21 protein-coding genes are annotated in these 22,732 nt (G+C 69.3%); 10 read left to right on the forward strand and 11 right to left on the reverse strand.

What is annotated here, in order from left to right; all coding sequences use genetic code 11:
- Positions 1–47 precede the first annotated feature (47 nt).
- From gyrB to dnaA, 3 genes are all read right to left on the reverse strand, one after another.
- The gene (gene gyrB / locus MLE42_RS08530; RefSeq protein ID WP_243287448.1) at positions 48–2,612 is read right to left on the reverse strand and encodes a DNA topoisomerase (ATP-hydrolyzing) subunit B; all 2,565 of its coding nucleotides are present in this window, start codon (positions 2,610–2,612) and stop codon (positions 48–50) included.
- Positions 2,613–2,661: 49 nt separating this feature from the next.
- Entirely contained in the window at positions 2,662–3,795 is a 1,134-nt protein-coding gene (dnaN, locus tag MLE42_RS08535; RefSeq protein WP_243287449.1) for a DNA polymerase III subunit beta, read from the reverse strand.
- A gap of 214 nt (positions 3,796–4,009) precedes the next feature.
- Positions 4,010–5,398 carry a chromosomal replication initiator protein DnaA gene (gene dnaA, locus MLE42_RS08540; RefSeq protein ID WP_243287450.1) on the reverse strand — a complete coding sequence of 463 codons (1,389 nt, stop codon included), beginning with the start codon at positions 5,396–5,398 and terminating at the stop codon, positions 4,010–4,012.
- A gap of 233 nt (positions 5,399–5,631) precedes the next feature.
- Between dnaA and rpmH the strand changes: the two genes are divergently transcribed.
- The 9 genes from rpmH to thiS all read left to right on the forward strand — a co-directional run bounded on the left by rpmH (position 5,632) and on the right by thiS (position 12,751).
- The gene (gene rpmH, locus MLE42_RS08545; RefSeq protein WP_026852422.1) at positions 5,632–5,766 is read left to right on the forward strand and encodes a 50S ribosomal protein L34; all 135 of its coding nucleotides are present in this window, start codon (positions 5,632–5,634) and stop codon (positions 5,764–5,766) included.
- 10 nt (positions 5,767–5,776) lie between these two features.
- Positions 5,777–6,145 (forward strand): ribonuclease P protein component, encoded by a 369-nt coding sequence (locus MLE42_RS08550; protein ID WP_243287451.1) that lies wholly within the window; start codon positions 5,777–5,779, stop codon positions 6,143–6,145.
- Positions 6,142–7,698, forward strand: coding sequence for a membrane protein insertase YidC (gene yidC / locus MLE42_RS08555; protein ID WP_243287452.1), 1,557 nt, complete (start codon positions 6,142–6,144; stop codon positions 7,696–7,698). Before MLE42_RS08550 ends, yidC begins: the two co-directional genes overlap by 4 nt.
- A 9-nt stretch (positions 7,699–7,707) precedes the next feature.
- Complete coding sequence (locus MLE42_RS08560; RefSeq protein ID WP_243287453.1) at positions 7,708–8,172, forward strand: R3H domain-containing nucleic acid-binding protein; 465 nt, start codon at positions 7,708–7,710, stop codon at positions 8,170–8,172.
- 9 nt (positions 8,173–8,181) lie between these two features.
- A complete protein-coding gene (locus MLE42_RS08570; RefSeq protein WP_338029966.1) occupies positions 8,182–9,483 on the forward strand; it encodes a tRNA modification GTPase in 1,302 nt (433 codons plus the stop codon).
- Positions 9,484–9,516: 33 nt separating this feature from the next.
- Entirely contained in the window at positions 9,517–11,001 is a 1,485-nt protein-coding gene (gene gatB, locus MLE42_RS08575) for an Asp-tRNA(Asn)/Glu-tRNA(Gln) amidotransferase subunit GatB (protein ID WP_243287454.1), read from the forward strand.
- A complete protein-coding gene (locus MLE42_RS08580) occupies positions 10,998–11,288 on the forward strand; it encodes a hypothetical protein (protein WP_243287455.1) in 291 nt (96 codons plus the stop codon). The genes gatB and MLE42_RS08580 overlap by 4 nt, the downstream gene beginning before the upstream one ends.
- A 72-nt stretch (positions 11,289–11,360) precedes the next feature.
- On the forward strand, positions 11,361–12,554 hold the full coding sequence (locus MLE42_RS08585) for a trans-sulfuration enzyme family protein (RefSeq protein ID WP_243287456.1): 1,194 nt from the start codon (positions 11,361–11,363) through the stop codon (positions 12,552–12,554).
- Positions 12,551–12,751 carry a sulfur carrier protein ThiS gene (gene thiS, locus MLE42_RS08590; protein ID WP_243287457.1) on the forward strand — a complete coding sequence of 67 codons (201 nt, stop codon included), beginning with the start codon at positions 12,551–12,553 and terminating at the stop codon, positions 12,749–12,751. Before MLE42_RS08585 ends, thiS begins: the two co-directional genes overlap by 4 nt.
- A 1-nt stretch (position 12,752) precedes the next feature.
- Here the strand turns inward: thiS and MLE42_RS08595 are convergent, their stop codons facing one another.
- The 8 genes from MLE42_RS08595 to MLE42_RS08630 all read right to left on the reverse strand — a co-directional run bounded on the left by MLE42_RS08595 (position 12,753) and on the right by MLE42_RS08630 (position 21,430).
- Positions 12,753–14,429 carry a hypothetical protein gene (locus tag MLE42_RS08595; protein WP_243287458.1) on the reverse strand — a complete coding sequence of 559 codons (1,677 nt, stop codon included), beginning with the start codon at positions 14,427–14,429 and terminating at the stop codon, positions 12,753–12,755.
- A 68-nt stretch (positions 14,430–14,497) separates the two neighbouring features.
- On the reverse strand, positions 14,498–15,625 hold the full coding sequence (gene ribD, locus MLE42_RS08600; RefSeq protein ID WP_243287459.1) for a bifunctional diaminohydroxyphosphoribosylaminopyrimidine deaminase/5-amino-6-(5-phosphoribosylamino)uracil reductase RibD: 1,128 nt from the start codon (positions 15,623–15,625) through the stop codon (positions 14,498–14,500).
- Positions 15,618–16,529, reverse strand: a complete 912-nt coding sequence (gene ftsY / locus MLE42_RS08605) for a signal recognition particle-docking protein FtsY (RefSeq protein WP_243287460.1) — start codon at positions 16,527–16,529, stop codon at positions 15,618–15,620. The genes ribD and ftsY overlap by 8 nt, the downstream gene beginning before the upstream one ends.
- Before the next feature lie 79 nt (positions 16,530–16,608).
- Positions 16,609–16,986 carry a hypothetical protein gene (locus tag MLE42_RS08610; protein WP_243287461.1) on the reverse strand — a complete coding sequence of 126 codons (378 nt, stop codon included), beginning with the start codon at positions 16,984–16,986 and terminating at the stop codon, positions 16,609–16,611.
- A gap of 49 nt (positions 16,987–17,035) precedes the next feature.
- A complete protein-coding gene (locus MLE42_RS08615; protein WP_243287462.1) occupies positions 17,036–17,887 on the reverse strand; it encodes a tetratricopeptide repeat protein in 852 nt (283 codons plus the stop codon).
- A gap of 7 nt (positions 17,888–17,894) precedes the next feature.
- Positions 17,895–20,324 carry an endopeptidase La gene (gene lon / locus MLE42_RS08620; RefSeq protein ID WP_243287463.1) on the reverse strand — a complete coding sequence of 810 codons (2,430 nt, stop codon included), beginning with the start codon at positions 20,322–20,324 and terminating at the stop codon, positions 17,895–17,897.
- Positions 20,325–20,351: 27 nt separating this feature from the next.
- On the reverse strand, positions 20,352–20,963 hold the full coding sequence (nrdR, locus tag MLE42_RS08625) for a transcriptional regulator NrdR (protein ID WP_243287464.1): 612 nt from the start codon (positions 20,961–20,963) through the stop codon (positions 20,352–20,354).
- Positions 20,964–20,983: 20 nt separating this feature from the next.
- Complete coding sequence (locus tag MLE42_RS08630) at positions 20,984–21,430, reverse strand: OsmC family protein (protein ID WP_243287465.1); 447 nt, start codon at positions 21,428–21,430, stop codon at positions 20,984–20,986.
- Positions 21,431–21,508: 78 nt separating this feature from the next.
- Between MLE42_RS08630 and MLE42_RS08640 the strand changes: the two genes are divergently transcribed.
- Entirely contained in the window at positions 21,509–22,699 is a 1,191-nt protein-coding gene (locus MLE42_RS08640) for a CsgG/HfaB family protein (RefSeq protein WP_275975787.1), read from the forward strand.
- Positions 22,700–22,732: the final 33 nt, after the last annotated feature.

Below are 22,732 nucleotides of genomic sequence, written 5' to 3' on the forward strand. Positions count from 1 at the left end.
CCGATGTTCTACGTGGAACGCAGCTCGACATCCTGCAAAAACAGGACTTAGATGTCGATGTTCTCCGCGAGGAGAGCGTTGGTCTCGATGAAGCGGCGCCGGGGTTCCACGGCGTCGCCCATGAGGACGGTGAAGATCTCGTCGGCCTCCACCGCGTCGTCGACGCGGACCTGCAGCAGGGTGCGGCGCTCGGGGTCCATGGTGGTCTCCCAGAGCTGCTCCGGGTTCATCTCGCCCAGCCCCTTGTAGCGCTGGATGCCGAGGCCCCGCTTGCCCTCTTCCATGACCATGGCCAGCATGGACTCGGGGTCCGAGAAGACCTGCTCCTTGCCGAGCTTCGGGGCGCTGTCCTCGGTCTCGTCCTCCGCTTCCTTGTCCTTCGGCGCCTCCTTGACGTCCTTCAGGCGGCGAAGGCGCAGCTCGCCCCCCCGGAAGCCCGCGAGCTCCACCTGGAGCGCGGCCAGGCGGCGGAACTCGCCCCAGTGCGCCACCTGGCTGTCGATCCAGAGGGTGATGGGGCGGCTCATGTGCATGCGCACCAGCCGGAGGCGGTGGGAGGCGGGCACGAACACCGGCGCGCCGCCCTCCTCGTCCGAGGGCACCTCCATGGCTTCGATGGTCTCGATCTCGCACGTTCCCAGCTTTTCGCGGGTGATGGCGGCGGCCAGCTCTTCCAGGGCCTCCCGGCTCTGGAACCGCTCGGCGTCCAGCAGGCCTTCGGCCAGGAGGGCGCGCACCAGGGGCTGGGCGTAGCCGCGGCGGTCCAGCTTGCTGAAGAGCTGCTGCACCTCGCCCCACTTCTTCAGCTCGCGCACCAGGGTGACCCCCTTGTGCTCGGTGCCATCCGGCAGGCTGAGGGTCCAGCCGTCCAGGGCCTTCTGGAAGAGGAACTCCTCCAGGGCCCGCTCGTCCTTAAGGTACCGCTCCGTCTTGCCCTTCTTCACCTTGTAGAGGGGGGGCTGGGCGATGTAGAGGTGGCCCCGCTCCACCAGCTCGGGCATCTGCCGGTAGAAGAAGGTCAGCAGCAAGGTCCGGATGTGGGAGCCGTCCACGTCGGCGTCGGTCATGAGGACGATCTTGTGGTAACGGAGGTTCTCGACCTTGAACTCCTCCTTGCCGATGCCCGTGCCCAGGGCCTGGATGAGCACCCGCAGCTCGTTGTGGCCGAGGATCTTGTCGAAGCGGGCCTTCTCCACGTTCAGGACCTTGCCCTTGAGGGGCAGGATGGCCTGGGTGGCCCGGTGCCGGCCCTGCTTGGCACTGCCGCCAGCGGAATCGCCCTCCACCAGGAAGATCTCGGAAAGGGCCGGGTCCTTCTCCTGGCAGTCCGCCAGCTTGCCGGGCAGGCCGCCCCCGTCCAGGGCGCCCTTGCGGCGGGTCAGCTCGCGGGCCTTGCGGGCGGCCTCGCGGGCCCGAGCGGCCTCGATGGCCTTCTCCAGGATGGCCTTGGCCTCCCGGGGGTTCTCCTCGAAGAAGCTGGAGAGCTTGTCGTAGACGATGGTCTGGACGATGCCCTTGACCTCCGAGGACACCAGCCGATCCTTGGTCTGGCTAGAAAACTTGGGATCAGGGACCTTAGCGCTGATGACTGCGGTGAGTCCCTCGCGGATGTCCTCGCCCGAGAGGCTCACCTTCGCGCTCTTCAGCAGGTTGTTCTTCTCGGCATAGGCGTTGATGACGCGCGTCATGGCGGCCCGGAAGCCCTCCAGGTGCGCGCCGCCGTCGCGGTTGCGGATGTTGTTCGTGAAGCAGTAGAGGGTCTCCTGGTAGGAGTCGTTCCACTGGAGGGCCACCTCCACCGTGGTGTCCTGCTTCTCGTCCTTGATGAGGATCGGGGGCTTGTGGAGGACCGGCTTGTTGCGGTTCAGGTGCTCCACGAAGGCGCTGATTCCGCCGGCGTTCATGAAGTCGTGGGTGCTGCCCGAGCGCTCGTCCGTGATGCGGATGTGGACGCCCTGGTTCAGGTAGCTCAGCTCCCGCAGGCGCTGGCTGAGCGTCTCGAAGCTGAAGTCGAGGACGTTGTTGAACACCTCGGGATCGGGCTGGAAGCGCACGCGGGTGCCGCGCCGGGCCGTGGGCCCCACCACCTTCAGGGGGGCGTCCGCCTTGCCCTGGGAGAAGGTCATGGCGTGCTCCTGGCCCTCCTTCCAGACGGTGAGCCAGAGCTTGGAGGACAGGGCGTTCACGCAGGACACGCCCACGCCGTGGAGGCCGCCGGAGACCTTGTAGGCGTTCTTGCCCTCCGTGCTGGTGTTGTCGAACTTCCCGCCGGCGTGGAGCACCGTCATGATCACTTCCGCGGCGCTGCGGCCCTCCTCCTTGTGGATGTCCACGGGGATGCCGCGGCCGTTGTCCTCCACGCTGCAGCTGCCGTCGTTATGGAGGGTCACATCCACGCGGGTACAGAAGCCCGCCAGGGCCTCGTCGATGGCGTTGTCCACCACCTCGTAGACCATGTGGTGCAGGCCACTGCCGTCATCGGTGTCGCCGATGTACATGCCGGGCCGCTTTCGGACGGCCTCGAGGTCTCTCAGGACCGTGATGTTGTCGGCGGTGTAGCTGTCGGATTCCTGGGGAGTGTGGACACGGGCGCGGGAGACTTCTTCAGACATCAAGACTCACTTGGTTGGGTACGGTGGAATGCGGTGGTGCGGGCGCCGTTCAGGCGGTGGCGCTGGTGGCGAAGCGGACGGGCATGAGGACGTAGCGGAAGCTGAAGTCCTCCAGGCTGGGTGACATGAAGACGCCCTGGCCCACCTCATCCTTGAACTGGTAGACGACTTCCTCGCCGGGGAGCCGCTCCAGCAGCTCCGTGAGGTAGTCGATGTTGAAGGCCAGCTCGAAGGGCTGTTCTTCGCCCGTGAAGGGCAGCGTGGCCTGGTTCACACCCTCGTCCGGGTGCTGGAAGACCGTGCGCAGGTTGGGGAACTCGTAGAACAGGCGCACGTTCTTGTTGTAGTCATCCTTCTTCAGGCCCACGAAGCGCAGCGTGCGGAGGAAGACCTCGCGGTCCATGATCACGCGCTTGGGCAGCTCGGCGGGCAGGACCTTCTCGTAGGCGGGGTAGTTGCCCGTGACCAGGCGGGTGCTGAACTTCAGGCCGGGCTGGTCCAGGAAGAGCGTGGTGCCATCCCAGCAGAGCTCCACCTCGCCCTCGTCGCCCAGCAGCGTGGGGATGAGGTCCAGGGCCCGCTTGGGCACGATGAGGCGGACTTCATCCTTGAGCTTCGTATCGCAGGGCACCTCCGCCACAGCCAGCCGGAAGCCGTCCGTGGAGACCACGCGCACGTGGTGCTTGGAGAGGTGCACCAGCACCGCCGAGAGGGTGGGCTTGGTGGCATCCTTGCTGACGGCGATGGAGCCTAGCTGGATGGCCCGCTTGAAGCGCAGCACGGGGATCTTCACCACGGGCAGCTGGGTGCCGGGCCCGGGGAGCTCCGGGAAGCCCTCGCCGGGCTGGATGTTGTGCTCGGAGTTCATGCCCTTGGCCCGAAGCCACAGGCGGCCGCCGGCATCGGGGCACTCCAGGCTCAGGAGCCCCTCGGGGAACACCCGGACGGTCTCGATGAACTTCTTGCCGGGCACGGCCATGGTCCATTCGCCCTGCCCCTCGCCGGGCACCGTGGCCTCGAAGGCCAGCTCCATGTCCGTGGCCTTCAGCACGACCTCCTTGGGCCGCACGTCCACCAGGATGTGCTGGAGGATGGGCAACGTGACCCGACGGTCCAAGGCGTGCTTCAGAATCCCCAGGGTGCGATCCAGACGATCCTTGGAAACCTGTAACTGAAGACTCATGTATCACCCTTGATGATGCTGAAGCCCAGGACAACCTGTGGAATGACGTCTCAAAGTCCTATCCTACCGGAGTTTCCCCGCTCAGGACAGGCTGTGGAGAGCCTCCGGGGAGGTGCGGAATCCAGGGGTCGGGGCCCCTCCGCGCGACCCGGCCGGCCGGTTTGTGGACTTCCCGGCTGAGCCCTGTGTTGAAAACAAGTCAACCACAATCAAATCAATGAATACTATTTAGGAGGGCCTGGACCATCCTGTGGAATTCCGGATCGCGCTTCATGCGCTCCCGCACGGAGTCGATGGCGTTCATGACGGTGGAGTGGTGCATGCTGAAGGAGCGCCCGATGTCCGTGAAGGGCGCGGAGGCGATCTCCCGGGCCAGGTACATGGCCACCTGCCGCGGCACCAGGATGACCTGCTGGCGGGAGCGCTTCTTCATGAGATCCACGAAGGAGACGTTGAAGGTCTCGGCGGTCATGCGGTAGATCCGCTCGGGTGGCACGCCGGCCGTGGGCTCCTCCCCGCTCTGGCCCTGGAAGGCCGCGTGGGCCACTTCCAGGGTGGGGGGGACGCCGATGAGGCTGGCCTGGAAGATGACGCGGGTGAGGAAGCCCTCCAGATCGCGGACGCTGCCCTTGGCCTTGTGGGCGATGAAGGTGAGCACGTCCTCCGGGATGGGGGGCACGTTCTTGAAGTCCGCGTCCTCGAGCTTCTTCTTCAGGATGGCGATGCGGGTCTCGAAGTCGGGCGGCTGGATGTCGGCCGTGAGGCCCCACTTGAAGCGCGTGATGAGCCGCTCGTGGCAGCCCTCCAGCCGCTGCGGGGGTTTGTCCGAGGTGAGGACGATCTGTTTCCCGTGCTGGAGGAGGTATTCCAGGATGTAGAAGATCTCCTCCTGCGTCCGCTCCATCTTCCCCAGCGTCTGGACGTCATCCAGCAGCAGCACGTCGTTCTGCTGGTACTTCTTCCGCATGGGCTCGGTGTTCTTGGCCTTGATGGCGACGGTGAGCTCGTTGAAGAAGTTGTCCACTTTGAGGTAGGCCACGCGGAGCTTTGGATTGCGCGCCAGCAGGCCCTTTCCGATGCCCACCATGAGGTGGGTCTTGCCGAGCCCCGCACCGCCGTAGATGAACAGGGGATTCATGCTGAGGGGCGTCGCGGCCTTGCCGTAGCTGTCCACCACGGCCTTGGCGGCGGCGAAGGCCAGCTGGCTGCCCGGGCCCACCACGAAGCGGTCCAGGGTGTAGCGATTGAAGAGGTAGGGGAAGGAGGTGGGCGCCTCCCCAGCGGAATGAGAGGGGGAATGGGAGCTGGACTCGCTCTTCCTGGGCGGGGTCACGGGCGCCACGGGCGGGGCGCCCGTGACCTGGAACACCAGGTGGAGATCCGCCAGGCCGCCCTGGGCCAGCGCGTCGTTGAACTCCTCGGGCAGCTGCTGCTCGATCCAGAGCTTGGCGGCGGCGCTGGGGACCTGGATCCACAGGGTCCCGTCCTCGACCTTCAGGGGGGCACAGGGCGCGATCCACTCCTTGAAGCTGGCTTCGGGGAGCTGCTTGGACAGGCCTAGTCGGATGGTGTCCCAGAGGGCGGTGGGATCGGTGGAGCGCATGTGTTCACCGGGGGCGGTGGGTGGGGCGGCTGACGTGGCGGAAGCGCGTGGGCACGCAACCTCGGGGGCGGGCTTCGCACGCCACCGGCCACGGAAGACTCGCGGGGAGGATCCCAAATCTAGCACCCCGGGGGGCGGATGGGAGGATGGAAATGGCCTTGAGCGGCGCGCCCACCGCTGATACCCTCGAAGGTTCGTCCTCCTCCCCGGGAGGGGACCCCCGAGGTGGAACCATGAAGCGCACCTTCCAGCCCAACAACCGCCGCCGCGCGAAGACCCACGGCTTCCTGAGCCGCATGAAGACCAAGAATGGCCGCCTGGTGCTCAAGCGCCGCCGCGCGAAGGGCCGCCACGTCCTGGCGGTCTGACGCCGGTCCCGTGATCTTCAAGGGCCGCTTCCGCACGGTCCGCCAGCGGGACCACGCCGTGCCCACGCCCCTGCCCCGGCCGCTGCTGGGGCATGAGGCGTATCTGGACATCCGGGCCTGGCGCCGGCCCAGCGGCGCCCTGCCGCTCCTGCTCGTGACCTCCCCGCGGAAGACCGGCCCCGCCGTCCGGCGGAACCGCTTCCGCCGGCAGGTCCGCATGGCCTTCCTGTCGCTCTCCGGGCGCCTCGCCGGCCAGCCCTGGGTCGTCTGGGTGCGCCCCGCCCGGAGCGCGCCCCCCCTTGATCGGCTCACCTTCCGGGATATCGAGGTTCAGCTCGGGCTGGCCCTGCGCCGTCTCCTCCCCTTGGACACGCCATGAAAAACCGCAATGTCCTCTACTTCGTCATCGGCAGCATGATCCTGCTGGGGGCCCAGTTCTGGCTCAGTTCCCGGTACGCCAAGCCGGCTCCCCCCGTCCAAGCCCAGGCGCCCGTTCCGGAGACGCCCAAGGCCCAGCCGGCCGCCGCGCCCGCCCCGACCCCCGTGGCCCAGGCCGCCGCGGTGACCGCGCCCACGGGCGTGAAGGCCGCGGATCCGGCCGCCACCCACACCCTGGCCACGGCGGACTACCGCCTGACCTGGCAGGTGGCCACCGGCGCCCTGAAGCAGGCCATCTGGCTCCAGGACGGCACCTCCTTCTTCCCCGACGCCTTCCCGGGCCTGGGCGCCCTGCAGGGGCCGGGCTTCGAGACGGTGCGCGAGGAGAAGGCCGCGACGGGCGTCACCACCGTCACCTTCGAGAATGCCGCGGGCGACCGCCTGAGCTACCTGGTGCCCCAGAAGGGTCTCGAGATCCGCCTTGAGGGCCTCTCGTCCCGGAACGCCGCCCTCCAGCTGATCGCCAACCCCACCGGCGACGAGCCCGTGAAGCACCTGGGCCGCGTGTTCACCCTGTCCGAGAAGTCCATCCAGGCCGTGACCTGGACCGAGATGCTGCATGACCCCTTCTTCAGCTTCCTGGGCGCCAAGCGCAAGGAGCTGCCGCCCTCCTCGAGCCGCCTGGGCCTGGACGCGGGCGTGGAGAAGGACGCCAAGAGCCAGCGCAACCACTACTTCGCCGCCCTCTGGAAGCTGCCCCGCCCCGCAGGCCGGGACGCCTCCGGCTACCAGCTGCTGCCCGAGAACGGCCGCCTCGACGCCTCGCTCTACCTGGGTCCCAAGCAGGCCGAGCCGCTCCTGGCCTTCGAAAAGCCCTTCACCCGGGTCATCGACTACGGCTTCTTCGGCGCCGTGGCCCAGCTGCTCTTCTGGATGCTGCGCATGGTCTACCGCGTGGTGGGCAACTGGGGCTGGGCCATCGTGCTCTTCACGGTGATCATCCGCCTGGCCACCTGGCACCTGAACACCAAGCAGACCATCTCCATGCTGCGCATGAAGGACTTCGAGCCGCACCAGAAGGCCATCCAGGCCAAGTACGAGAAGTTCGGCGGCGACATGACCAAGAAGGCCGAGATGCAGAAGGAGCTCATGGAGCTCTACAAGAAGAACGGCCACAACCCCATGGGCGGCTGCCTGCCCATGCTGCTCCAGATGCCCATCTTCCTGGCCCTCTGGTCCATGCTGAACGCCGTCTTCGAGCTGCGCCACGCGCCCTTCTTCGGCTGGATCGTGGACCTCTCCGCCCGGGACCCCTACTTCATCTACCCCGTGCTGATGGGCGCCTCCATGTTCGCCCAGCAGTACATGACCCCCGCCGTGGGCGATCCCGCCCAGCGCAAGATGATGCTGGTGCTCATGCCGGCGATGATGACCTTCTTCTTCGCCCAGAGCCCGGCCGGGCTCGTGATCTACTACTTCGTCTTCAATCTCATCGGCATCGCCCAGACCTGGTGGATCATGAAGTCCTACCAGCCCCAGCCCATCAAGGTCTAGGAGACAGCCATGCGTAAGAGCGGCGCCAGCCTGGAATCCGTGCCCGAGCTCATCACCCGGTGGATGGCTCACCTGGACCTGTCCGTGGAGGCGAAGTCCGCCCCCTCGGGCGACGAGGAGGCCTTCCCCAATCGCCTGTCCGTGTCCGGTCCCGACGCGGGCTGGCTGGCGGCCAATCGGGGCGCGGGCCTGGACGCCCTCCAGTTCTTGGTCCACGAGGCCCAGGGCGAGCGCGAGGACGCCAAGCTGGCCTATCTGGACGCGAAGGGCGCCCGGCTCTTCCGCATGCAGGAGGTCATGGCCATGGGCCGCTTCGCGGCCGAGCGGGCCCGGGAGCTGGGCAGCCACACCCTCGGGGCCCTGAGCCCCCGCGAGCGCCGCTGGGTGCACCTGGTGGTGAGTCGCGAAGAAGGCCTGGGCACCGAAAGCGAAGGCACGGGCACCTTCAAGCCCGTGAAGGTGTTCCGGAAGTAGACTGGCCCGGTGACCCCGGAACCGATCTGCGCCCCCGCCACGCCGCTGCTGCCCTCGGCGGTGGCCTTGGTGCGCGTCTCGGGGCCAGGCTTATCGGCCGTACTGGCGCCCCTGCTCGCGCTGCCGGAACCGCGCCGGGCCAGCCTGCGCACCCTGCGCTGGGGGGGCTTCCGGGAACGGGCCTTGGTGCTCTTCTTCCCCGCCCCCGCCAGCTACACGGGGGAGGACCTGGTGGAGCTCCAGGTCCACGGCAACCCGCTGCTGGTGCGCCGGCTCCTGGAACACCTGGGCACCCTGGGCGTCCGCCTGGCGGAGCCGGGCGAATTCACTCGCCGGGCCCTCCTGAACGGCAAGCAGGGCCTGCTGGAGGTCGAGGCCCTGCGGGACCTGGTGACCGCCGAGACCGATATTCAGATCCGGCTGGCCCAGGCGCGGGCGGGGGCTCTTCCTCCCTGGATTCCGGCCGCCCAGGAGGCCCTTACGCCCTGGGTGGCCCGGGCCGAGGCGGCCGTGGACTACGGGGACGAAGAAGATATCTTATTGGATTTATTGGCCTTGAATCGGGAGCTGGAGCCCATTCGACGACGGTTCCACGTGGAACAGGTCCGTTGCCGGGCGGCCCGGCACCTCCAGGATGGCCTCCGCTTGGCCCTGGTGGGCCGTCCCAACGCCGGGAAGAGCACCCTCTTCAATGCCCTGGCCGGCGAGGACCGGGCCATCGTTACCGACATCCCCGGTACCACCCGCGACGTGCTGGAGGTCCGGTGCGAGTGGCGGGGCCTGCCCCTTCGTCTCTACGACACCGCAGGTCTGCGGGACACGGAGGATCCGGTGGAGCGGCTCGGCGTGGCCCGCGTCGCCCCTGTCCTGGAAGGGGCCGATCTGGTGCTGCACCTCTGGCCGGCCCCGGACGCCACCCCCGATCCGGCCCTCCAGGCGGCCCTGGCCCCCTTTGCCGGCAAGGTCCTGGAGGTCCGCACCTTCGGAGACCTGGCCGAGGTGCCCGGCGTGGCCATCGCCGCCCACCGCGGCGAGCTGGATGCCCTGGAGGGCGCCCTCAAGGACCGCATCCTGGGTGGGCTGGCTCCGGACGCCTGCCTGGGGGCCCTGGCCACCCAGCGGCAGGCCGACCTCCTGGATGACCTCGCCCGCCAGATGGACCTGCTGGCCGGCCTGGAGTCCGGCTGCCCGCCCGAGTTACCGGCCTCGCTCCTCCAGGGGGCCTGGGGCCTGCTGGCCCAGCTCACGGGGGAGGACCGCGCCGAGCGCACCCTGGACGAACTCTTCAGCGGCTTCTGCCTCGGAAAATAGGCCCGGCGAAGTAGACTGGCCCCAGGAGGGCGCGTGAAGCCTGGGTTTGAAGCCATCATCGGTCTCGAGGTCCACGTCCAGCTGCGGACCCGGTCCAAGCTCTTCTGCGCCTGCCGCAACGCCTATGGCGCCCCCCCCAACACCCAGACCTGCCCCGTCTGTCTCGGCCTGCCCGGGGCCCTCCCCGTGCTCAATGGAGCCGCCGTCCGCCTGGGCCTCGCCCTGGGGCTGGCGGTGGGGGCCCGCATCCAGGAACGCAGCACGTTCTACCGGAAGCAGTACTTCTACCCGGACCTGCCCAAGGGCTATCAGATCACCCAGGGTCCCGTGGCGCTGGTGGAGGGCGGGTCCCTGGAGATCCCCGGCGACGCGGCCGTGCGCGGGGAGGGTGGACCCGTGCGCATCCGTCTCGAGCGCGCCCACCTGGAGGAGGATGCGGGCAAGAGCCTCCACGACCAGCGATCCGGCGCCACCCTGGTGGACCTCAACCGGGCCGGGGTACCACTGCTTGAAGTGGTGGGAATGCCAGACTTGCGAAGTCCACAGGAGGCTTCGGACTACCTCAAGGCCCTGCATCGCCTGGTGGTCTTCCTGGGCGTCGGGGAGGGGAATCTGGAGGAGGGCGGCTTCCGCTGCGACGCCAACGTGAGCCTCCGGCCAAGGGGAACCCAGACCCTCGGGACCCGGGTGGAGGTGAAGAACCTCAACTCCTTCCGGTTCGTGAAGCAGGCTCTGGCCCACGAGGTGGCGCGGCAGGCGGCCCTGCTGGAGGCGGGCGGCGCCGTGGTCCAGGAGACCCGCGGCTGGGACGCGGAGGCCGGCGAGACCCGGGCCCAGCGGACCAAGGAGGCCGCCATGGACTACCGCTATTTCCCCGAGCCGGATCTGCCGGCCCTGGAGGTGACCGAGACCGAGATCGCCGCGGTGCGAGCCTCCCTGCCCGAGCTTCCGGAGGCCCGGGCGCAGCGCTGGCGGGCGGCCTTTGGCCTCGGCGAGGAGGAGGCCCTCACCCTGCTCCAGGATCCGGCCTTCGCGGACTACTTCGAGGCGCTGGCAGCCGCGTCGGGCCAGGGCAAGGCCGCGGCCAGCTGGATGCTGGGCGAGGTGAGCCGCACCCTCAACGAGCGAGGGGGGGGCATCGCGGCCTTCCCCATCCCGCCGGAGGCCCTGGCGGAACTGGTGGGTCTCGTCGGGGAACGCCGGATCAGCTACGGCACCGCCAAGGAGCAGGTGTACCCGGCCCTGCTGGCGGGCGAGGGCCGGGCCGGCGACATCGTGGCGCGCAAGGGGCTGGCCCAGGTCAGCGACCGGGGCGCCATCGAGACGCTGGTGGCCCAGGTGCTGGCCGACCACCCGGGGCCGGTGGCCCAGTTCCGCGCGGGGAAGACAAACCTCCGGGGCTTCCTGGTGGGTCAGGTGCTGAAGGCCGGGGGCGGCCGTCTGGATCCCGGCGTGGTGAACGAAGTGTTGGCCGAAGGGCTGGCCAAGGACGGGCCCGCACCGCATGCTGGGCCATGAGCAACGAGATCCCCCCTTCCCTCTCGGCCTACCTTCCCGGCGTGGGCCATGTGTGCCAGAGCTGCGGGCGGGTGATCGTGGATGCGGTGGAGACACCGGGCGAGCCCTTCCGCTGCCTGGATTGCCAGGCTCCCGCGCCGCCCTCGGACATGGACGAGCTGACCCGCGCGGCCCTGACGGACCAGGAGCCCAGCGGGCGCCCGACAGGCCGGGCCTCGGTCTGGCGCCTGGTGGTGGTGATCGGTCTGGCGGTGGTGGCCCTCGCCCTCATCTTCTGGAAGTGGTAGGCCGGAGCGGGCTTCCGCGCCTATGCTGGGAACCAGGAGCCAAGGCGCTCCCGCGCACCTGACGAGGCCGACATGCCCACGCCCTGGGGTCCCACCACCACCGCCATCCACGCCGGGAAGCACCACAACCCGACACGGGCCGTGACCACGCCGATCTTCCAGACCTCCGTGTTCGAGCTGCTGGAGAACCGCGAGGGCGCCGAGTTCGCGGCGGCCGTCGAACCCCCGACCTTCTACACCCGCTGGGGCAATCCCAACGCCAGCGAGGTCGAGTCGGTGCTGGCGGCCCTAGAGGGCGCCGAGCGCGCCCTGGTGGCCGCCTCGGGCATGGCGGCCTTCGCCCTGGTCTTCGAGGCCTTCCTGAAGGCGGGGGATCACCTCGTGGCGCCCGCCGCCATCTACCTGGGGACCGAGCAGCTCATCCGCCGCTGGGAGGCCGGGCGGGGCCTGAAGGTCACCTGGATCCAGAACACACTGGACGGCGCGGAGTGGGAGGCGGCCATCCGCCCGGAGACCCGGATGCTCTGGGTGGAGACACCCTCCAACCCCACCCTGGCCGTGACAGATCTCGCCGCCGTGGCCGCCCTCGGGAAGAAGTACGGCATCCGCACCGTGGCCGACAACACCTTTCCCAGCCCCTTCCACACCAAGCCCCTGCGGTTCGGCATTGATCTCAGCGTGGCCTCGGCCACCAAGTACCTGGCGGGCCACTCCGACGTGGTGGCGGGCGTCATCGCCGGCTCGGACGCGGATGTGGTGGCCTGCTGGCACCTCACCAAGGTCATGGGGCCGACGCTGGATCCCATGGCCGCCTGGCTGCTGCACCGCGGCCTCAAGACCCTGCCCCTACGGGTGCATCGCGCCTCGGACAACGCCCAGGCCCTGGCCCAGTGGCTGCTGTGGCAGCCCTCCGTGGCCCGGGTGGACTACCCGGGCCTGCCCACCCACGCGGGCCACGAGGTCGCGGCCCGGCAGATGGACAAGGGCTTCGGCGCCATGATCAGCTTCGAGCTGCGGGCGGGCCTCCTGGCGGGCCAACGCTTCTGTGAGGCCCTGGAGGTCATCACCCGGGGCGTGAGCCTGGGCGGCGTGGAGAGCCTCATCCAGCATCCCGCCAGCATGAGCCACCTGAGGACACCGCCCGACGTGAAGGCCCGCCTCGGCATCACCGATGGCCTCCTGCGCTTCTCCGTGGGCATCGAGGATCAGCCGGATCTCATTGCCGATCTGGAGAAGGGCTTCCAGGCAGCGGCGGAGGCCCGGTGAGGCTGCGCATCAACGGGGAGACCCGCGAGACCCCGGCCCTGGCCACAGTGGCGGACTTGGCGGCCTGGCTGGACCTGCCGGCCTTCGGGAGCGCCGTGGAGCTGAACGGCGAGGTCATCCGCCGGGCCGACCATCCGGCCACCCCCCTGAAGGAGGGCGACCGGCTGGAGGTGGTGCGGCTGGTGGGCGGGGGCTGATTCAGTTCACGCTGATCGTGTAGGTGTTCGTTCCCGTGGCCGTGGTGGCGCCGGTCCGCACGCGGGCGACATAGGTGCCCGCGGCCAGGTTGCTGAAGGTCAGGGTGCGGGTGCTGCCGGGATTGCTGTAGCTCCCCGCCACCCAGCCGCCGGGGCCGATGAGCTCGAGGTAGAAGTCCTGGCCGCTGGTGGGCGTCATGGTGATGGTGCGGGCGCCCCCGATGTGGACGAACCGCCAGGCCTGGCTCTGGTCGCGGTCGTAGTAGTAGCCGAGGCTGGGGGCGTAGGTCTGGAGGCTCCCGGAATCCGCGAAGGGGAGGCTCCGGGTCAGCCAGAGGGCCGTGCCGGCGAAGTAGGTGGCGTCCGGGCTCGGCACGGACTCCAGGGCCAGCTCGTTGAGGGCCGATTGCCAGGTGGTGGCGGTGGTGCGGCTGGCCACGCCCTGGAGGTAGGTGGGGTAGCAGCCCAGGGTGGCCTGTTCGTACTCACCCGTGCCGTTCGGGTAGGCCTGGGTCGAGCGCACGGCGGCCCAGAGGGTGTTCAGGCCCGTGGAGCCGCCCCCCAGCACGTTCTTCCAGAGCCCCCAGAGGCTCACGGCGACGGAGCCCCGGGCGAACTCGCCCTTGGCAGCCGCTGGCACATAGGCATGGTCCGTGAGGTCGAAGACGTCCACCCGGGCGACGCCCGCGCCGTCCACATAGCTATCGAGGATCTGGCTGTTGTTCCGCACGGCCCCGGCGAGGAAATCGGAATAGCCCGCCACGAAGGCCGCGGTGGATTCGCTCTGCACCCCCCGGTCCACCCAGACATTGTCGTTGTCCCGGCGCAGGAGGGAGAGGTTGCTGCTGCCATCGGGCTTGAAGCTGTAGTCCGCGAAGAGGAGGCGGGCGAAGGACTCCTGGAGCACGCCGTCATCCCATTCATCGGTTTCCGTGTTGGGGGCGCCGCTCCCCAGGCCGTAGACCTGGTGGCCGAAGAGGGCCCGGCCCTGGCCGGAGACCAGGATGGTGGACCCGGAGCCCGTCAGGACGGTGGGATAGGTGCGCTGCTGGTCGGCGGCATTGGTGCTGGTGGTCCAGAAGGTGTGGAGGTCCGGCAGCCGCAGGGTGGTGGAGCCGTCCATGTCCCGCACGGCCGCGGCGAAGGTCACGGCCTGGTCGGCGATGTTGAAGGCCCCGGCGATGCGGTTGCTGGCTTGGGCTGTGACCGCCAGGGTGCCGTCCCGGTCCGCCAGGAAGGTGTTGCTGGTGACGGACCACTCGGGAATGGCGTCGAAGGCCGCGTTGGTGAGGGTGGTGGCCGGCAGGGGCGCGTTCCTCACGCTGCCCCGCAGGAAGGAGCTGGCGGGATCGGCGCTGGGCACCTGGTAGTCCGCGAAGACCTGCACGTAGACCTGGAGGCCCTTGGGCACCGTGGTGCGGCCGGTGCCGTCGCTTCCCAGGTAGCCGGAGGCCAGGAGGCTTCCGGAGGAGGCGTCCCGCACCTCGGCCCAGCAGTAGCGCGCGGGGCGCAGGGTCGTGGCGCCGAGGCCCGCGGGGGTGAGGGTCGGCTTCTCGAACTGGGCCTGGAGGGTGATCAGGGCGTCGGGGCTGACGTAGGAATCCGACCCGCCGCCGCACGCGGCGAAGGGCAGGAGGAGCAGGAGGCCGAGAAGGAATCGCCAGGATCGGGGACGCATGGGAACTCCGGAGGTGGGGGAACAAGCGCGCTTCTCAAAGGTCGTGCCAGGAAACCGGGGAGGCCAGTCTAGCGCCATACCTCCCAGCGTCCTCCGGGCCACCGGCCCACGGCGTGGAGGGTCCAGGCGGAGGGAATGCTCAACGGGAGCGGCGTTCCACCCGCCGGAGCCCCGCTCTGGAAGCGGTGGAACTCATCCACCAGGTCCTGGTCGAGGAAGGCCTGGGCCAGCGTACCCCCGCCCTCCACCAGCACCCGGCCCACGCCCCGGGCGGCGAGTTCGTGCAACAGGTGGCGCAAACTGCATCCCCGGGGACCTGGGGGCAGGCGCAGGTCCTCCACGCCCCGTAGGGGTTCCGGATCCCCCGTGACGGCCCGCAGCGCCGGCTGTCCGGCCACGGGCAGCCAGACCCGCGCCCCGGCGGGCACCTGGCCGCCGTTGTCCATGACCACCCGGTGGAAGATCCGGTGGGGCGCCGTGGGGGCGGCCCAGCGGTCCGTGAGCTGGGGATCATCCACCTCGGCCGTGTGGCGCCCCACCACGATGGCCTCCGCCGCTCGCCGCAGGGCGTGGCCCAGGCGTTGGACCTCCGGAGGCGTGATGGGGGTGGTCCGCCCCGCGGGACCCAGGGCGCCATCGGATCCCAGGGCCAGCTTGAGGCTCACCCAGGGCAGGCCCGTGCGGATGAGCTTGAAGAAGGGGGCGTGGAAGCGGGCACAGGCCTCCCCCAGCACGCCCTCCTCCACGGCCACGCCCTGGGCCCGCAGGATGGCCAGACCCCCGCCGTCCACCCGGGGGTTGGGGTCGCGCACGCCCACCACCACCCGGGCCACGCCGGCCTGGATGAGGGCCAGGGTGCAGGGGCCCGTGCGCCCCTGGTGGCAGCAGGGCTCCAGGGTCACGTAGGCGGTGGCGCCCCGCACATCCTCGTCCCGGGCTTCGGCGTCCCGAAGCGCCATGATCTCGCCGTGGGGATCGCCGGCCCGGGTGTGGACTCCGGCCCCGATCACCCGGTCTTCCTTCACCAGGACGCAGCCCACCGGAGGGTTGGGGCTCGACAGGCCCACGCCCTTCAGGCCCTCCTGGAGGGCCAGGGCCATGAAGCGGGCATCCCCCGCCAGGGATTCCGGGTCCGGCCAGGGGCCGCCCGTGGCCAGGGCCCAGGCCACCTCGGGGGTCAGGTCCGGTTCAGGCATCCAGCAGCCCGTCCACGAAGGCCTCGGCGTCGAAGGGGATGAGGTCGTCCACGCCCTCGCCCACGCCCACGAAGGCGATGGGGAGCCTCAGGCGGTCCAGGATGGGCACCACCACACCACCCTTGGCACTGCCATCCAGCTTGGTGAGCACCAGGTCCGTGACCCCGGCGGTGCGGGCGAAGACCTCCGCCTGCTGCAGCCCGTTCTGGCCCGTGGTGGCGTCCAGCACCAGCAGCACCCGGTGGGGCGCCTCAGGGATCACCTTCTGGAGGCTGCGGCGGATCTTGTCCAGCTCCTTCATGAGGTGGTCCTTGGTGTGGAGGCGCCCCGCCGTGTCGATGAGCACCCAGGGCGTGCCCTTGGCCTTGGCGCTGGTGGCCCCATCGAAGGCGATGGCGGCCGGATCGCCGCCCATCTGGTTGCGGATCACCGGCACCCCGGCCCGCTCGCCCCAGCGCTCCAGCTGGTCGATGGCCGCGGCCCGGAAGGTGTCCCCGGCCACCACCAGGACTTCCTCGCCCCGGGCCTTGAGGTGGGCGGCCAGCTTGCCCAGGGTGGTGGTCTTGCCCACGCCGTTGACGCCCACCAGGAGCACCACCTGGGTGCCCGAGGCCAGGAAGGGCCGGGCGGGGCGCTGCCGGAGCAGCTTCAGCAGCTCGTCCTTCAGCACGGCCTTGGGGTCGATCTCGGATCCGCCCCGCAGCTCGAAGCGGAGCCGGGCCATGAGCTGGTCCACGGCGCGCACGCCCAGGTCCGCCTGGAGCAGCAGGTCCTCCAGCTCCTCCAGCTGATCCTCGTCCAGGCGCCGCAGGCCCAGGAGGCGGCCCATGGGCGCCAGCACCAGCTCCTGAGTGCGCTTCAGTCCCTGCTTGAACTTGTCGAACAGACCGCCCAGAAGCCCCACGCCCACCTCGCGGAACCAGTCTACCGAAGGGACCCGGTTTCCGACCCTCTTTAACGGCGTTCCACGTGGAACAACTGGGCTAGAACCCAGGCTTTGCCCACGGAACCGGCGAAGCGTACGGCGCCATCGGCGGGGTGGCGAAGAGAGGATTCCGATCCGGCCAGGGCCGGAAGTCCACGGTGCCACCCGTGCTCGAGGCCCAGCCCGCCAAGGCGAAGAGCAGCAGGAGGTCCGCCAGGGGGTTTACGAGGTGCGCGGGTTCCCGGGGGCGCAGGTCGCGGGGGTCCACCGCGAGACGTGCGGACCAGAGGGGGCGGGGCGAAGGTGGCGACCAGGGCCGACCCAGCTCCCCGACCGGACAGGTCAGTTCCCGCGGGGGCCGGAAGGCAGCAGGGGCGGCCGGGCTGAAGGCCAGGGGCGGCAGCTGGAGGACGAGGGCGAAGGCTTCGGCGAGCATGGGTCACCCCGCGACAGCATGGGCTCCAGAGCCGGTGGCGGCAAGAACCTCAGGGCTGCGGGTAGGCGGCGGCCATCTTCTCGGCCTGCCGCAGGTTTTCCTGGAGCACCGGGTCGCCGGGCCGCAGGGCCAGGGCGGCCTTGAAGTCGTCCCGGCTGGCGGCGTACTGCTTCAGGTTGAACCGGGCGATCCCGCGGTTGAACAGGGCCTCCATCTGGCCCGGCTCCAGCTTCAGGGCCTGGTCGAAGGCCGCCTGGGCGTCGGCCCAGGCTTTGTGCTGCAGGGCCGCGCGCCCCAGGTTGTTCCAGGCATAGGCGGCCTTGGGATTGGCCTGGACCGCCTGCTTGAGCACGGCGGTCGCCTCGTCGAAGCGCCCCAGGTGGGAGAGGGCCTCGCCCTTCCAGCCCAGGGCCTCGGCGTCCCCGGGCTTGCGGGCGAGCAGGGTCCCCGCGTGGGCCAGGAGGGCCTTCCAGTCCCCGGCCAGCCGGGCTTCGACGCAGGCGTTGGCGTAGCCGTCGGGCTGGCCCAGCCGGCCGTTTTCCGCATGGGCCGCCATGGCCTCCCGGTGCCGGCCGAGCTGGCTGAGGGCCTGGGCCCGGTAGAGCCGGTAGGTGCCGAGGCGGGGCTTCCCGCGGCCCTCGATCTGGGGGGTGAGGGTCCTGCAGGCGTCCGCCAGGCGGGCCCAGCGCTGGCTCCGGTTCAGGGCCTGGAGCCAGTACTCGTAGTACTGCCGCCGGACCTTGGGCGAGGCCTTCTCGAACCAGTCCGCGAGTCCCGGCCAGTCGTCGGCCTGGATGAACGCCTCCATGGCGGGCGGAAGCCCCTGGGTGCCCACCTCGAGAACCTGGGCCTGGACAGCCGGGGGCTTGGGCGGGGGGACCGCGGCGAACAGCAGCAACATGGAAACCTCAACGCTTGGATGTGGCCTTGGAGGCGGGCCTGGACTTGGCTTTTGATACCACGACCTCCGGTCTTTTCCAACCCACCAGGGCCTGCTCGAAGACCTCCTCCACGTGCTTCACAGGGTGGAAGTGCAGCTGGTTCCGCAGCTCGGGGTCGATCTCTTCCAGATCCTTCTGGTTGGCGTGGGGGATGAGGATGTCCTTGATGCCCAGCCGGAGGGCCGCCAGGGCCTTCTCCTTGAGGCCGCCGATGGCCAGGGCCTCGCCCCGCAGGTCGATCTCGCCGGTCATGGCCAGGGTGTTCTTCACCGGGATGTCCTTGAGCACGGACAGCAGCACGGTGGCGATGGCCAGGCCCGCGCTGGGGCCGTCCTTGGGGATGGCGCCCTCGGGGAAGTGGATGTGGAGGTCCTGCTTCTGGAACACCTCGGGATCGATCTGGAAGGCCTCGCCCCGGCTGCGGATGTAGCTCAGGGCGGCCTGGGCGCTCTCCTTCATCACGTCGCCCAGCTGGCCCGTGAGGGTGAGCAGGCCCTTGCCCGGCATCTTCAGGGCCTCGACGAACAGCACGTCGCCGCCCACGGAGGTCCAGGCCAAGCCCGTCACGACGCCCACCCGCGGGGCCTTCAGGCGCTCGTCCTGAAGCAGCTTCACGGGGCCCAGCAGCTCGTGGATGGCGTCGTCCGTGAGCACGAGCTTCTTCTTCAGCGAGTTCTCGGCCACCCGCCGCGCCACCTTGCGGCAGACGGCGCCGATCTCGCGCTCGAGCTGGCGCAGGCCCGCCTCGCGGGTGTAGCCCGTGATGATGGCCTTCAGGGCCTTCCTCGAAATGGACAGCTGCTGGCGCGTGACGCCGTGCTTCTCCAGCTGCTTGGGAATCAGGTGCCGCTCGGCGATACCCAGCTTCTCCTCCAGCGTGTAGCTGTTGAGGTAGATGATCTCCATGCGGTCCTTGAAGGCCGGGTGGATGGGCTCCAGCTCGTTGGCGTTGGCCAGGAAGAGCACCTGGCTGAGGTCCAGGGGCACATTCAGGTAGTGGTCGCGGAAGGTGTGGTTCTGCTCGGGGTCCAGCACCTCCAGCAGGGCCGCGCTGGGATCGCCGCGCATGTCGCGGCCGATCTTGTCCACCTCGTCGAGCATGATCACGGGGTTCATGCTCTTCACCTGGTGCAGGGCCTGCACGATGCGCCCGGGCATGGCGCCCACGTAGGTGCGGCGATGGCCCCGGATCTCGCTCTCGTCATGCACGCCGCCCAGGGAGATGCGCGAGTACTTGCGGCCCAGGGCCCGGGCGATGGACTTGCCGAGCGAGGTCTTGCCTACGCCCGGGGGGCCCACGAAGCAGAGGATGGTGCCGCGGAGGTCGGGCTTGAGCTTGCGGACGGCCAGGAACTCCAGGATGCGGTCCTTGATCTTGGCCAGCCCGAAGTGGTCCTCGTCCAGCACCGCCTGGGCTTGCGCGAGGTCCAGGTTGTCCTCCGTGAAGGAGCCCCAGGGCAGCTCGGTCATCCACTCCAGGTAGGTCCGCGTCACGGCGGTCTCGCTGGAGTCGGGATGCATGCGCTCCAGCTTCTTGAGGTTGCGCTCGATCTCCGTGAGCGGGTCCTCGGGCACGGTCATCTTGGCCAGCTTGTCGCGGAAGGCCTGGATCTCCTCGGCCAGCTCGGAGCCTTCGCCCAGCTCCTGCTGGATGGCCTTGAGCTGCTGGCGGAGGTAGTACTCCCGCTGGCTCTTGTCCATCTCGCCGCGGGCCTCCATGGTGATCTTCTGCTGCACCTCCAGCAGCTGGATCTCGCGCTGGAGCAGCTCGTTCACGCGCTTGAGGCGCAGGCCCGGGTGGGCGATCTCGAGGACCTCCTGGGTCTGCTGGAGCTTGAGGTCCAGGTTGGAGGCCACCAGGTCCGCCAGGCGGCCCGGGTTGTCCAGGTTGCCCGCGATGACCAGCACCTCCTGGGGCAGCGTCTTGCCCAGGGCCACGGCCTTCTCCAGCGTCTGCTTCACGCTGCGCAGGAGGGCGTCCTGCTCCAGGTCCGGCACCTTCAGCTCGGGCTCGGCCAGGGGTTCCACCCGGGCCTTGAAGAGGTTCTCGGTCTCGGTGAAGTACTCCACGCGGACCCGCTGGAGGCCCTGCACCAGGGCCCGGATGCGGCCGTCCGGCAGCTTGAGCACCCGCATGATGAGGGCCGCCGTGCCCACCTGGTACAGGTCCTCGGGCTTGGGGTTGTCCATCTCCACCTGCTTCTGGGAGAGCAGGAGGATCATGCGGTTCTCCACCAGGGCCGTGTCCACGGCGCGGATGGACTTCTCGCGGCTGACGCTGAGGGGCAGGATCACGTAGGGATAGACCACCACGTCCCGCAGGGGCAGCACCGGCAGCTCTTCCGGCAGCTTGGGCTGTTCGTCGGGAGGGGGGGGCAGGAGAACGTCGTCGGCCACGGAAAAACCTCGACCCTCAGGATACCCCTACTTTTTCCGGACCTTCGGGGGCGGAGGCGCAGCTTCGCCGGGGAAGAGGGCCTGGGGCATGGGCTTGGGTTCTGCCGTGGGAGGCTGGGGGGCGCTGGATGAGGAGGTCGGCTTGACCGGTGTGACCGGGCCGCCCCCGTTCCGCCCGGTGGCCGCCTCCTTGTGCATGAGCCCCTCCAGGGCCTTCACGAAATCCGGCAAGTCCTTGAAGTCGCGATACACGCTGGCGAAGCGCACGTAGGCCACCTGGTCCAGGCCCTTCAGCTCGTCCATGACCAGCTCGCCCAGCTCCCGGCTGCGGATCTCGCGATCCGGCCGCTCTATGAGCCGGGCGTGGATGTCCGCCACCAGCTCCTCGATGCGGGCCAGCGACACGGGCCGCTTCTGGCAGGCCAGCAGCAGGCCCTTCATGAGCTTCTGCCGGTCGAAGGGCTCGCGCCGGCCGTCCTTCTTGAGGATCACCAGCGGCACCTCCTCCACGCGCTCGTAGCTGGTGAAGCGCCGGGCGCAGGACAGACACTCCCGTCGGCGGCGGATGGAATCGCCCTCGCGGGACTCCCGGGAGTCCACCACCTTGTCCTCGAGGTGCCCGCAGAAGGGACAGCGCACGGTCGCTCCGGAAAAGGTTCCTAGACCTCGACCACCCGCGGTTCCATCACCACCTCGCAGGTCACGGAATTGGCCACGAAGCAGTACTTGTGCGCCTTCTCGAAGAGCTCCACCACCTTGGCCATGCTGGTGCCCCGGGGCACGCGGAGGGTCGGGCGCAGGTGCACCTGGGTGATGCGCGTGACCTTGTCGATGGTGTCGAGCACCGCTTCCGCGTGGTCCTCGTAGCCCACCACCTCCACCTTCGCCTTCGCGCAGAGGGCCAGGAAGGTGAGCATGTGGCAGGTGGCCAGGGCCGAGCCCAGCAGGTCCTCGGGGTTCCAGCGACCGCCGTCACCGGCGTACTCCGGAGCGCTGCTCACGGCCAGGGGATGCTTGCCGGCGGTGGTGACGGTGGCGTTGCGGGAGTAGGTGGCGTCGTGGGTGCTGCCGGTCCAGGAGAGGGTGAGGGGATAGCGGTGGGCCATGGGGTTCTCCTCGGGAAGCCTGCGCCCAGGATGCCACACACCCCTCCTGCTAACCTGGAACGACGTTCCGGAGCCCCCATGCGCCTGCTGATCCCCGCGACCCTGGCCGCGCTGTCGCTGCCCGCCCAGGCCCAGTTCTGGAGCGAGATCGCCAATCCCAAGGTGGAGGTCACCCTCATCCACCCGCCGGGCCTGGGCCTCAAGGTGGAGCGCCTGGCCTTCGCCCCTGCCCGCGACCTCGACTCCCGGGAGCTGGCGGATGCCCTCACCGCCGACCTGGTGCAGAGCCGCCAGGTGGAGGTGGTGGACCGGGCCCACCTCGACGCGGTGCTGAAGGAACAGGAGCTGGGCGCCAGCGGCTACGTGGAGCCCGCCACCATTGCCAAGCTCGGCAAGCTCCTCGGCCCCAGCGTGCTGGTCATCGTGAACGTGAACCGCTCGGACCTCAGCCGCAACCAGTCCGCCAAGGAGGAGCGCAGCACCGACTACAAGACGAAGAAGGAGCTCGTCCGCCTCAAGCGCACCGCCACCACCAGCCTGGATTTCAGCGCCACCGTGCAGGTGGTCGATCTGAGCAGTGGCCGCGTTTTCGGCGCGCAGCGCCTGGAGGACGCGCCCAGCCTCAGCAACACCTCGTACGAAGGATTCCCCGCCTACCCTCGGGATTCCGAGGTGCGCCGTCTGGCCTTCGAGGCCGCCAAGGTGAAGGTGCTGCGCCTGCTCCTGGCCTGGAGCGAGGTGCGCAAGCTCACCTTCTTCGATGACGATGTCTTCGGCATGGGCCGGGCCCACGAGCGTCTCAAGGCCCAGGATGTCCGCGGCGCGCTGGACCTGGCCCTCGGCGGGCTGGACCAGTCCCGCGAGGACAAGGGCCAGAAGCCCAAGTACTACCCCCGCGCCGAGTACAACGTGGGCATCATCCGCTTCATCCTGGGCCAGTACGACGACGCCCTGCCCCACCTGCGCACGGCCCTGGACATGCAGCCCGACGCCAGCATCTTCCAGACCGCGCTGAAGGAATGCCAGGAGGCCATCGCGCTCCAGGACGCCCTGCGCCGATCCGAACGCCGCTCGGAGCCTGCCCCGCCCCGCGCGGAAACGAAGCCCGCCCCGACTGCCTCGTCGGCCGCCACGTCAGCCGCCACGTCAGCCACGGGCAAGGCTGGCCCCGAAGAGCGCCTGCAGAAGCTGCAGGAGCTCTACCGGAAGGGCCTGCTGGACAAGAAGGACTACGAGGCCAAGAAGGCCGAGATCCTGAAGGACCTGTAACGGGGGATAATCGGGGTTCTGTCGTTCGGAGCC

This window comes from Geothrix terrae (assembly GCF_022808775.1).
In the GTDB taxonomy this organism is placed as follows: domain Bacteria; phylum Acidobacteriota; class Holophagae; order Holophagales; family Holophagaceae; genus Geothrix; species Geothrix terrae.